The sequence below is a fragment of the Enterococcus sp. DIV0876 genome (assembly GCF_050529585.1).
GTDB lineage: Bacteria > Bacillota > Bacilli > Lactobacillales > Enterococcaceae > Enterococcus_D.
In genome coordinates this window covers 1,142,585-1,154,229 of sequence record NZ_CP172882.1, presented here as the reverse complement: position 1 = coordinate 1,154,229, position 11,645 = coordinate 1,142,585, and the positions used below count along the sequence as shown (strand labels likewise).

At 41.9% G+C, this 11,645-nt stretch carries 12 protein-coding genes; 5 read left to right on the top strand and 7 right to left on the bottom strand.

What is annotated here, in order from left to right; genetic code table 11:
• Nucleotides 1-12: 12 nt before the first annotated feature.
• The 6 genes from IGI41_RS05335 to IGI41_RS05310 all read right to left on the bottom strand — a co-directional run bounded on the left by IGI41_RS05335 (nt 13) and on the right by IGI41_RS05310 (nt 6,975).
• Nucleotides 13-2,577 carry an HAD-IC family P-type ATPase gene (locus IGI41_RS05335; RefSeq protein ID WP_430611961.1) on the bottom strand — a complete coding sequence of 855 codons (2,565 nt, stop codon included), beginning with the start codon at nt 2,575-2,577 and terminating at the stop codon, nt 13-15.
• Nucleotides 2,578-2,798: 221 nt separating this feature from the next.
• Nucleotides 2,799-3,917, bottom strand: coding sequence for a glycerate kinase family protein (locus IGI41_RS05330; protein ID WP_430611959.1), 1,119 nt, complete (start codon nt 3,915-3,917; stop codon nt 2,799-2,801).
• 256 nt (nt 3,918-4,173) lie between these two features.
• A complete protein-coding gene (locus tag IGI41_RS05325) occupies nt 4,174-4,809 on the bottom strand; it encodes a YitT family protein (protein WP_430611957.1) in 636 nt (211 codons plus the stop codon).
• A 142-nt stretch (nt 4,810-4,951) separates the two neighbouring features.
• Nucleotides 4,952-5,476, bottom strand: coding sequence for a hypothetical protein (locus IGI41_RS05320; protein WP_430611955.1), 525 nt, complete (start codon nt 5,474-5,476; stop codon nt 4,952-4,954).
• A 66-nt stretch (nt 5,477-5,542) separates the two neighbouring features.
• Complete coding sequence (locus tag IGI41_RS05315) at nt 5,543-5,938, bottom strand: MerR family transcriptional regulator (protein ID WP_430611953.1); 396 nt, start codon at nt 5,936-5,938, stop codon at nt 5,543-5,545.
• 56 nt (nt 5,939-5,994) lie between these two features.
• Nucleotides 5,995-6,975 carry an aldo/keto reductase gene (locus IGI41_RS05310; RefSeq protein WP_430611951.1) on the bottom strand — a complete coding sequence of 327 codons (981 nt, stop codon included), beginning with the start codon at nt 6,973-6,975 and terminating at the stop codon, nt 5,995-5,997.
• Nucleotides 6,976-7,127: 152 nt separating this feature from the next.
• On the opposite strand from IGI41_RS05310, the gene IGI41_RS05305 reads away from it, so the two are divergent.
• From IGI41_RS05305 to IGI41_RS05295, 3 genes are all read left to right on the top strand, one after another.
• Entirely contained in the window at nt 7,128-7,493 is a 366-nt protein-coding gene (locus IGI41_RS05305) for an HIT family protein (RefSeq protein WP_430611949.1), read from the top strand.
• Nucleotides 7,494-7,568: 75 nt separating this feature from the next.
• Entirely contained in the window at nt 7,569-8,435 is an 867-nt protein-coding gene (locus IGI41_RS05300; RefSeq protein ID WP_430611947.1) for a dihydrodipicolinate synthase family protein, read from the top strand.
• Nucleotides 8,435-9,064, top strand: a complete 630-nt coding sequence (locus IGI41_RS05295) for an HD domain-containing protein (protein WP_430611945.1) — start codon at nt 8,435-8,437, stop codon at nt 9,062-9,064. Before IGI41_RS05300 ends, IGI41_RS05295 begins: the two co-directional genes overlap by 1 nt.
• 47 nt (nt 9,065-9,111) lie before the next feature.
• Here the strand turns inward: IGI41_RS05295 and IGI41_RS05290 are convergent, their stop codons facing one another.
• Nucleotides 9,112-9,570, bottom strand: coding sequence for a DUF305 domain-containing protein (locus tag IGI41_RS05290; protein WP_430611943.1), 459 nt, complete (start codon nt 9,568-9,570; stop codon nt 9,112-9,114).
• Nucleotides 9,571-9,861: 291 nt separating this feature from the next.
• On the opposite strand from IGI41_RS05290, the gene IGI41_RS05285 reads away from it, so the two are divergent.
• Both IGI41_RS05285 and IGI41_RS05280 read left to right on the top strand, forming a co-directional pair.
• Nucleotides 9,862-10,926 carry an ABC transporter permease gene (locus tag IGI41_RS05285; RefSeq protein WP_430611941.1) on the top strand — a complete coding sequence of 355 codons (1,065 nt, stop codon included), beginning with the start codon at nt 9,862-9,864 and terminating at the stop codon, nt 10,924-10,926.
• A gap of 10 nt (nt 10,927-10,936) precedes the next feature.
• Nucleotides 10,937-11,638: an ABC transporter ATP-binding protein gene (locus IGI41_RS05280; protein WP_430611939.1), complete on the top strand. Its 702-nt coding sequence runs from the start codon at nt 10,937-10,939 to the stop codon at nt 11,636-11,638.
• Nucleotides 11,639-11,645: the final 7 nt, after the last annotated feature.

The following is an 11,645-nucleotide window of genomic DNA, read 5'->3' as shown; positions in this document are numbered from 1 at the left end:
TCGCTCCGATCGTTAACCGAGGTTGACTGGAGCGGCTTTTTGTCTTTTTTGATATTTGGCAGAAAACCATTTTTCAACTTCAACTACACCAAACAATAGAATACCATTGGCCAGAATCGTCAGATGCTGCAAAAAACTGAGTTGTTGGACACCTAGAAGCTGTTGGCCAAAAGGTGTACCTAATGCCAGTGTTTGCAACACGATCAGTGCAGCGAAGGAAATCAACAGCGCCCGATTCTTAAAGATGCCTCGATTGAATGCTGGTGCCAATAACTCACGACAATTGATCAAGTAGACAGCTTGAGCAATCACAATATTTTGCAGTAAGATACTTTGTTGTAATCCTGTCCCATCGAATTGAATGGCCAGCCAATAGGCAGGAATCATGATCAACAAGGACACATAAGCAATTCGGAAGAAACTGTAGCCATTTAAAATCCCCTCTTTGATAAGTCTTGGTGGCCGTCTCATAGCATCTTTGCTTGCTTTTTCAAATCCTAATGCATAAGAAAGTGTGATCGTTGTTACCATATTGACCCAAAGAATTTGAACAGACGTCAACGGCAGCGGTCGGTTGAGCAGCAAGGCAAGAATCACGATCAAGCCTTGGGCAAAAGCAGTTGGCAAGAAGAAGAGGATCGTTTTCTTTAAATTATCATAGATTCTGCGCCCTTCTTTGACCGCATGGGCAATCGTATGGAAATTATCATCCGCAAGAACCATATCGGCGGCTTGTTTTGTCACTTCACTGCCTTTGATTCCCATCGCAATACCGATATCGGCTTTTTTGAGTGCTGGCGCATCGTTGACACCATCACCAGTCATACCGACGATCTCACCATTTTTTTGTAAAGCAGTCACGATTTTAAGCTTATGGGCTGGAGTCGTCCGCGCATAAATATCCACATGATTGACTGCCTTTTGCAGTTCTTCTTCTGACATATGATCGATATCGATCCCTTGCAAGACTTGATCCGTATGTTTCAATCCAATTTGCTTGCCGATCGCTTGCGCGGTGTCAGCGTGATCACCAGTGATCATCTTGACCTGGATACCGGCTTGCAAACACTCTTTGACTGATCGAATAGCACTTTCCTTTGGCGGATCAATGATGCCGGCAAGTCCGGTAAAGGTCAATCCGCTGACTGAGTCATGGGTCAATATATGGTCAACGGATACTTCTTTGTAAGCAAACCCAATCAGGCGTTGGCCTTGGCTTGCCAACTTAGTGCCGCGGTCTAGCCACTTTTGTTTTTCTTGTTCTGAGATATGGGCATGACTGAGCAACACTTCTGGCGCACCTTTGACAAATAACATAGCTTTTTTCTGCTCATCTATTGGGTGCAATGTTGCCATATATTTATAAGCTGAGTTGAAAGGCAATTGGCTGATGGTTGTTTTTAATGGTTGATCAAAAGCTTCAGCATAGTGCAAAATCGCTTTTTCTGTTGGATTCCCCACCAAATCTTTGGCCTTTTGCTGTTGTGTTTGTTTGATGTCTTGGCAATTCGTCATGATGTCGATCACTCGCGCATGATCATCCTGATGCTCGCTGATCACTTCGACAACTGTCATTTGATTTTTTGTCAAGGTACCAGTTTTATCCGAACAAATGACTGTCATTGCCCCTAAAGTTTCAACTGATGGCATCGTCTTGATGATCGCTTGTTGTTCAGACATTTCCTTGACACCCATTGATAAGATCATTGTCAATACCGCAGGCAGTCCTTCTGGAATCATCGCCACGATCAGTGCGATCACCGATGAAAACATTACATTGACTTCAAAGCCATAACGAATTGTTGTAAAGAAAATCAAGAAGAGGACCAATGCGATTATGCATCGAAATAATTGATGGTTCAGTTGTTTCATTTTCTTGATCAAGGGCGTTTCTTGGGTTTCAACGGATTGGATGGCTTGATTGATTTGACCAATTTGCGTATGATCCCCCGTTTCCACGACTATACCTGTTGCTGAACCGCTTTCGACATGCGTACCCGAAAAGGCCATATTGTGCTGATCGCCGATGATCGCCTCACTATCGATCGTATCATGCTTTTTATGGACTGGCTCTGATTCTCCAGTCAAAATCGACTCTTCGATCACCAAGTCGTGTGTCATCATCAATCGTAAATCAGCTGGAACGACATCCCCTGGTCCAAGGACGACTAGATCTCCCGCGACTAGCGAAGCAACTGGCACCTTCTTGCGGCGTCCATGAAGGTAGATGGTGGCTTCCTTCCCCATCAACTGCTTCAATCCATTCAAAGAAGCCTCTGCTTTTCTTTCCTGCCAATATCCGACAAGACCATTGATCACTACGACTGCAAAAATGATGCCACTCTCGGCATAATCACCCGTAATTGCTTTAAGTATGGCAGCAACCATTAGGACGACCATCAATAAATCAGTGAAGTGTTTCATCAATTTTCGCCATTTTGGTATCTGTTGCGTCTCACTGATAACATTCTCTCCTTGCTCAGTTAAGCGCGTCTGACGATCAGTCATCGTCAACCCATTTTGATTCGTTTGCAGCTCTTCTATTATTTCTGGCGTCGTTTTTTTATACCATGTCATAAGATTACCTCCTTGTTTATTTCTCTGACTTGATAAAAGTATACGATAGGAATGAAAAAATATATTGGCGATAATTTCATGAAAGCCTGAAATTATTGTGTTACTTGTTTCATTTCCATGTATTCATATCAGACTTGCGCCTATGCTTGATAAAGGAAAGAGCCTGACTTGACTGATGCAAGCCAGGCTCTTTCCTTTATTCACTTTTTTTCCTATCATACTCATTTTTGACGCCCAAAAATGATTCCGGCAATAGCGCGCGCAGTCAGATAGGTATTGTCTAATGTTCGCTGATGATCCATTGCTTGTTCGAGCGTGATCGGCCCTTGCTGAATACTCAAGACAGCCATTGCGAGACGATCCATTTCGCCAATGTCTGTCTGTCTAGATCCGCATAACGCAATCACTGGGATACCCAAATCATTTGCGATCGTTGCCACGCCAAAGGGAACTTTTCCGTGAGCCGTCTGCTGGTCGATTTTTCCCTCGCCAGTGATGACAAAATCGGCTTGGGTTATTTTCTCTTTGAAGCCAATGATATCTGCAATCGTTTCAAAACCAGCCTGTAGTCGGCCGTCAGCCAATAAAATTGCTCCGCCCATTCCCCCAGCAGCACCTGAACCATTTTTGAGCAACAGCTTCTTTCTTGCCTGTGGCAACTGATTCATCAAGTCCACTGCTCGTTGATCCAATTGTTGGATCGTTTCAGCTGACGCTCCTTTTTGTGGACCAAAAATGTGGGCAAATCCATTTTCGCCAGTATAAGGATTTGTTACATCCGCTAAACCAATCATGTCGATTTCAGATAGTCGAGGATCGAGTGTTGTAAGATCGACAGTATCTACCCAAAGCAAGGGGTTTCCTCGCTTTGGCTGATTTGGTTGCAGTGTTGCTCCGATTGCTTGCAGAAAACCTAAACCTCCATCAGATGTTGCCGTTCCACCCAATGTCAGATAGATTTTTTGTACATTTCTCTTCAATGCTGCCAGAACCATTATTCCTAAACCAAATGACGAAGCATTCAACGTGGTGTCATCCGTTTGTTCAACGAGATCCATGCCTATGACAGTTGCTGATTCAATAACAGCTATGTTCCGTCCTTTGAACATGGTCAGCAAAAAATGAGCAGTGATCACTTTACCTAAAGGATCTTGGGTGCTGACTTCGATGTATTCTCCACCTAAACTGGCATGGATAGCAGCCATTGTTCCCTCACCGCCATCGGCGATTGGCAGATTGATTTTATCAGCGTAATCAGGAAAACCCTTCAACACTGCATCGTTTAGTTCTTCTGAAGTTGCACTTCCCTTAAAAGAATCAATTGCTGCCACTATTTTCATCGTTATCCTCATTCCTTTCAAATCAATGCGCAAGATGCGAATCAATCATAAGTTAAACCCGCAAATGTTAGCCCACTCTCCATTGAATAAGCTACCTCTGCAGGATACCATTTAAGTATATCAAACAAAATCAATAAAAGTGTGTTGCTAGATACGACAATACAAATCATCACAACTTTGGTACTTCGCATCTTTTTCTTGATTGGCGCCAATATTGTGCTAAAAAATGCCTCTTAACCAAAAAGACATTGCACTGTCAATCAACAGGCAATGTCTTTTTGGGAATGATCTTGTCCACCTTTTGCACGCGTTTTGCTTGGCGTTTCTGTTCAATCCTCAGTAAATAGCGCATGAAGAAAGCAATCAAGTAGATCGATAACGCAGAGATCAGCGCTTCTTGCCAAGAGAAAATCCAAATATTCAACAAAACGATAATTGCATTCGTCAACAATACCCCATTGGCTTTGCGGATACCGTAATATTTTTCCAGAATCAATGGTGGAATCGTGACTCCACCATTTGAGGCACCGACACGATAGAGAGAATAGATACCTAGACTAAAAAAGAAACTGCCTAGAACTAATGATGCACCATAAAGTCGGATCGGCATCCATTCGGGCAAAAGCGCCAGCATCACTGGAAAGCTTAGACTGCCAACCAATGTATTGACAAAAACGGACCTTTCTAATAGAAAATAAGTCATTGTCAGCATGATCAAATTGATGGACCAAACCGTTGCATGGCGGTTGATTTCCCAACCTGTTTCAATCAAATAACCGATCGACCCGACACCTGCAGAAGCGATACTATGAGGCAATAAGAAAAAGTTTAACGCAATACAGATCCAGAGAACGCCTAGTAAAATAGCCAACTGTTTTTTTATATGTATCATATTCAAATGGTTCTCCTTTTCGCAAAATAGTTCCTAACACAGATTTTCTTCTCATCATTTTAGCAAAAAGCCATACAAAAAAAGAATCAAATTTTTCATACTTCGTTGAAAAATTTGATTCTTGACTATTTACGCACCACAATTATCCTATTCGGTCTAATGTTTTTGCGATAAATCTTTGACCAATCACTGCGATTACTTCATCTTTGTTTCTTTGGCAATTTTCAGGATAATCAATCGGATTGATCTCTAATGTCGATTCTTGCAACAGCTGATAAGACATATCAATATTTCTATTATTGATTCGTGGATTGATGTACAGATTGTTGTCTTGCTGATCATGGATAACCAAAAATCGCTGCAGCGCAGGAGTGATCGTAATCAGATGTTGCTTATCCAGCAATGCCATCGCATCGATGACCCGCAAAGTTGCCCGAGGATCCTGAATATCTAATAACAACACAACACTGCATCCTTGCAATCTTCGTACCAATAGTCCTAAATCAGCTAATGCATCTTGTGCCACCTCTATCTTTTCGTTGTGCATTTCCCATCTTTTTCTTAGACTCTCATCAGGAGAAATCACCTGAGATAATAACTCCCAGTATTTTTTGCACATAGCACAACCCAATACTGTGTCAGCGCCTAAAACAGCGATTTTGCTCATTTCATTCCTTTCCTTGTCACGTTGCGCGCCTTTGCAATGACTATGTCTACTTAAGGTTAAATCACCCTATTTTTTGACTGACTGTCTTTGTCGCAACCGTTCTTCTGTAGGCAAGATGTGTTCATCATAATGATCTAATTTATATTCAAGGCGCTCGACTGCTTCGGTCATATCATTGATTTTTTCTCTTAATACTGCGATTTGCTCAGCCAATAATTGTTTTCTTTCAGGAACGGTATGTCGCCCTTCGCTAAATAACGCCAAGTAGTGGGTCAATCCTTCGATCGATAGCCCAGCATTACGCATTTGGCGGGTAAATTTGATCCATTTCAAGTCTTCCTCATCGAATTCCCGCACGCCGTTTTTGTTGCGTTTTACGGGTGGGATCAGTGCTATTTTTTCATAATAACGAATTGTGTCCGCAGATACGCCACTGATTTCACTGATTTTTTTGATGTTCATCTTTTCACTCTCCAGACCGCAAATGTTCTCAAAAATTTGCCTGTGGTTTTCCTTGATTATACCGCACCTACGACTGCATGGGGAAGATAAGGCGCTTCTAAATAAGCAATCTCATCGGTTGAAAGGATCAACTCTAATGCTGGTAGTGCATCTAGTAAATGGCTTTCTTTGGTTGCACCGATGATAGGTGCGGCCACTTGTTCTTTTTGCAAGAGCCAAGCCAATGCAACTTGTGCTCTTTTGACGTGATGCTTATCCGCAACTTCTGCGACTCGACGCACGATTTCTTGGTCTTGTTCTTTGGTTTGATCATATTTGCTTTGGGCTGTTTTGTCCGTCAAGAAGCGTTTGGTTTCTGCGTCCCAATCACGTGTCAAACGGCCTGCTGCCAATGGGCTGTATGGGGTGACCGCAATTTTTTGATCAGCGCAAAGGGGCATCATTTCTCTTTCTTCTTCACGGTACAATAGATTCAGATGATTTTGCATCGATACAAACTTCGTCCAGCCGTGCTTGTCAGCGACCGCTTGCGCTTTGGCAAATTGCCACGCATACATTGCTGAGGCACCGATATAGCGGACTTTGCCAGACTTAACCAAATCGTGTAAAGCCTCCATTGTTTCTTCGATCGGTGTCTGATAATCCCAGCGATGGATGATATATAAATCAATATAGTCCATTTGCAACCGCTGTAAACTTTGCTCAACTTCATAGAATATTGCTTTTCTAGATAAGCCGCCACTATTAGGGGCTTGTTTCATTTTAGAAAATAGTTTGGTCGCCACCACGATTTCATCCCGCGGCGCAAAATCATTCAATGCTTTGCCGACGATTTTTTCACTCGCACCATAAGAATAGATATTTGCAGTATCAAAAAAATTGATTCCTAAATCAAGTGCCTTTTTGATGACTGTGCGACTCTCTTCTTCTTCTAGTACCCATTCATGAAAACCGCTATTCGGGTCGCCAAACCCCATTGTTCCTAAACACAAACGTGATACATCCAATCCTGTATTGCCTAATTTGATATAATCCATTGCTACGACCTCCTTTAGTGTTAACTTCAGCATACAGCTTGGAGTGGACTCCAAGTCAAGAGAAAACGCACTCTTTTTTCTATTTATTTCGTTTTATTTGGTATACTTGATGCAACGCAAAAACCAATGTTTATCTTTTAGGAGGTATCCTGATGTTCTGCCCTTTTTGTAACAACCAAACATCTTTGATTGAATCTGACACATTCTTTGTCATCTATGATCGTTTCCCTGTTTCTAAGGGTCACGTACTGCTGATACCAAAGGCACATCGTAAAGACTACTTTGCACTGACAGCAAAAGAAAAAGACGCCCTCAACAGATTGCTTGATGAAGCAAAATCCATGCTGGATATACTTTATCAGCCCACTGGCTACAATATTGGGTTCAACTGTGGCGCGTCTGCCGGGCAAACGATTTTTCATTGTCACTGCCATTTGATTCCTCGATACGATGGGGATATCGAAAACCCGCGAGGCGGTGTTCGTGGTGTTATTCCTCAGAAAAGAATATATCCTTAAACCTTTATATGTATTAAATTAGAAACGAAACATCAAAAGAATTTCCGTTGCAAAACAAGTTGAAAGGTGACTGATATGAACCCACTAAAATACCCGTTACATGTTGCTGTTCCCACTGCATTTGACGAGAATGAAACACTAGATTGCCAAAAAACGATTGCCCATATGCTGCATTTGCAAAAACAAGGTATTCGTTCTTTTTTGGTTTGCGGATCGACAGGCGAGCAGCACAGTCTGTCTTTATCTGAAAAAATCTGTTTGGTCGATGCGCTTGCCGCTGAAACAAGATTTTCAAAAGATGCAGAACTACTCTTTGGTGTAGCCGCCATTCGCTATCAAGAGGCGCAGCTATTGGCAATGCATATCGCACAAACATCAACCATTGCTAGCATTGTCCTTGGATTTCCGCCTTATATTTGTCCAACTCAGTCCGAAGCAATCGCCTATGCCAAAGGGTTGATTCTAGCCGTTAAGAAACCTGTCATTCTATATAATAACCCGCGACGCACTGGATTTGATTTGAGCGAAGAAAGCCTTTATATTTTGGCACAAAATTCACACGTCGTTGGTTTGAAGGAAGCTGGAGATTTCAAGCGCATCCCCGCAATCAAACCCAATCTCTCTGATGATTTTCGCATGTATGCTGGTGGGGAACAAGATTTGATCAAAAAAGTGCAACTCGGCTTTGATGGTCTGTCTTCCATGGCGGGCAATCTCTATCCACAAGAAATGATCGATTGTTGGCAAGAACTTTCGTCGACTAAGAACCTCGATACCGAGACACCCGCCTGGATACGTCTCATGGCTGCAGCTGCTGGGGACCCATCCCAAACTGTCAGTTATTTACCGTGGCTGAAAGCACAGTTAGCTACGCAACAAGCCAATTTTGGACACTGTCGCAAGCCGTTAGGCATGACATCCCTCAAAGGAGCCAATCAATAATGGACCCCGCGTTAAAATTTTATATCGAACAGACGATCATCCCAATTTACCTGCAGTTTGATCCGAGCCATTCTCCAGAACATGTACACCAAGTGATCCAAAACAGTTTTGAGATTGCGGATGGTTTAAATGTCAACTTGGATATGGTCTATACAGTCGCGGCTTATCACGATATCGGTATGCTTTACGGTAGAAAGAACCATGAAACCACGTCGAGATCGATTGTTCTCTGCGATCTTGCTTTATCCCAGTTTTTCTCTAGGTCTCAGATACTGGTGATCGGCGACGCGGTGGAAGATCATCGCGCCTCACTGACAACTGAACCGCGATCTATTTACGGAAAAATCATTGCGGAAGCAGACCGTGATTTAGATTTCCAGCGCATTTTGACCCGTACCCTGACCTATGCAATCACTGTAAAAGGAATCAATGGTTTTGATGAACTGTTGCAAGAAGCCTATACGTATATCGCCAACAAATATGTGACGAACCGATGTTTTCAACTTTGGCTGACCTATCCAAAAAACAGCCAAGGTTTAGCTGAGATCACTCAGCAAATTCATGATCCATATACCTTTGAGGAAAGTTTCACCCTCATCTATCAAAAACTCAAACAAGAGGGCCTTTAAACTTGTCAAATGACGCACAAGTTTAAAGGCCCTTGATAAAATTTGTTTTATTCTTGATCACTGTTTTCAATTTTATGGATCAATCGTTTCATTTTTTCAATCTCTTCTTTTTGGGTCTGAATGATATCTTCTGCCAATTCTTTGACTTCTGGATCTTCGATGTCCGCATTCGTGCTTGTCAAAATTGCAATCGAATGATGCGGGATCATCGCTTTCATCCATTTGACATCATCCACTGCTGTTTGGCTTCTGACCATATACAATGAACCGAAGAAAACCAAAATACTTACAACCAAAATGCCGATGTTCCATTTTTTATTTTCATACATTTTCCACATAAAAAGCAACATGATTATGGCCATTACCGCCCCCATCATTAATGCCATAAACAATCTTGTTTGACTATAAAAAATATGCGATACCTGAAAAACATTCAAATACATCATGCCAAACATCACCACTGTTGAAACAAGGATCATCAACCCAAACTTTAAATAACTTTTCATCCACTCCGTCTCCTTTTCCTTATTTGGTCATCTTTCACTCTACCAATTAGTGTAGCAACTTTCCTAGAAAAAGACGAATAAAAGACAACAACCAGTCTGCAGACTAGCTGTTTGATCGTGCTGGTCAATAACCTGCTTTCATCGCTTCGATACCGTAAAAAATGGACATTTAATGAGTGACATATTTAACTTCAAGCTGATTTCTCATTTATTCAAGCAATTCATTTCTCATAGACAGCCCAACATGATACATTGATTTTATCACTTGATAAAACCATTGGAGGAATGTTTATGTTTTTGGCAATCAATGAAATACGCCATTCAAAATTGCGTTATGCCCTAGTAACAGGAGTCATGTTTTTAATTGCATATCTCGTCTTTTTTTTAACAGGTTTGGCTTATGGGCTAGCCCAGGATAATCGGACAGCGGTCGATAAATGGGATGCTTCTCAAATCATTTTAACGGACGAAGCCAATGATAATCTGAATATGTCCATGATCCCCAGAAGTACCTTTGATGAGATCGATGCCGATGAAAAAGCACTGTTGGCCCAAACAGCTGGTGTCGTGACCAAAGAAGATAGTCAAGAAAAAATCAATGTTAGCTTCTTCGGTATCGATCCAGACCAATTTCTGACCCCAAATATCACTGAGGGGAATCTTTTCTCATCTGATGATGAAGCAGTCGCTGATAGCAGTGTTGCTGATGAATATGGCATTTCTATAGGGGATACTGTTAAATTGGCCGGTAATGATAAAGAACTGACGATCGTCGGATTTACTGACAATGCCCGTTTCAACGTAGCGCCCGTATTGTATACATCGATCGGTGCCTATCAAGAAATTCGCTTCGAAACGCCAGACGATAGTGATCAAGCTAGAATCAATGCCATCGTCGTACGTGGAGATGTCAAAGATCTGCCAGATGATTTGGTTACCACATCTATCAGCGATTTTATCAATGAACTGCCTGGATATAGTGCCCAAGTACTGACCTTTGGCTTTATGATTGGTTTCTTGATCGTGATTGCTGCGATTGTGATTGGTATTTTCATCTATGTTTTAACGATGCAAAAAGCTGATATCTTTGGGGTGATGAAAGCCCAAGGGATTTCTAGCCGTTATATTTCATACTCGGTGATTGCGCAAACGTTCCTATTGGCGGCTTTTGGTGTCCTTGCTGGCGTCGCGATCACATTTGGTACCGCGCTGATTCTACCAGCATCCGTACCTTTTCAAATCAACTGGCTGTTTTATGTCGTCTTAAGCATTCTCATGATCGTGATCGCGCTGATTGGTGCCTTCTTCTCAGTCCGTACCATTGTCAAAATCGATCCTTTAAAAGCCATTGGATAGGAGGAAAAACATGTCTGCAATTGAATTCAAACAAGTCGAAAAATCATTCAAAGATGGTGATACAACCATCGAAGCTTTGAAAGAAACCAACTTTTCCGTTGAAAAAGGAGAATTTGTCGCTATTATTGGCCCTTCTGGTTCGGGAAAAAGTACTTTTTTAACCATCGCTGGCGGATTGCAAGCACCATCAAAAGGTCAGGTAATGATCAATAATGATTCTTTTAGTGAACAAAAAGAAAAAGAACGGGCGCGGACCCGTTTTAAGGAAATTGGTTTTATTTTGCAAGCCTCGAACCTTGTGCCTTTCCTTACGGTCAAAAAACAATTACAATTAGTCGACAAGGTGAGCAAAGATCCCCATAGAGAAAGTGGTGAAGCTTTATTTGAGCAGTTGGGCATCGCCGACTTAGTCAATAAATACCCGGAAGAATTATCTGGTGGCGAGCGTCAACGGGTTGCGATTGCGCGTGCGCTTTATCATGATCCTACAATTATTTTGGCTGACGAACCCACCGCTAGTCTAGATTCAAAGAAGGCCATTGAAGTGGTTGAAATTTTAGCAAAAGAAACCAAAGAAAAAGATAAAGCCACCATCATGGTTACACATGATACACGGTTAACAGATTATTGCGACCGCGTATTGGTCATGGAAGATGGCGTGCTCACTGAACAAGAACATCAAAAAAAAGCTGTTGATTCTAAGAATCACTAAAAGGAGT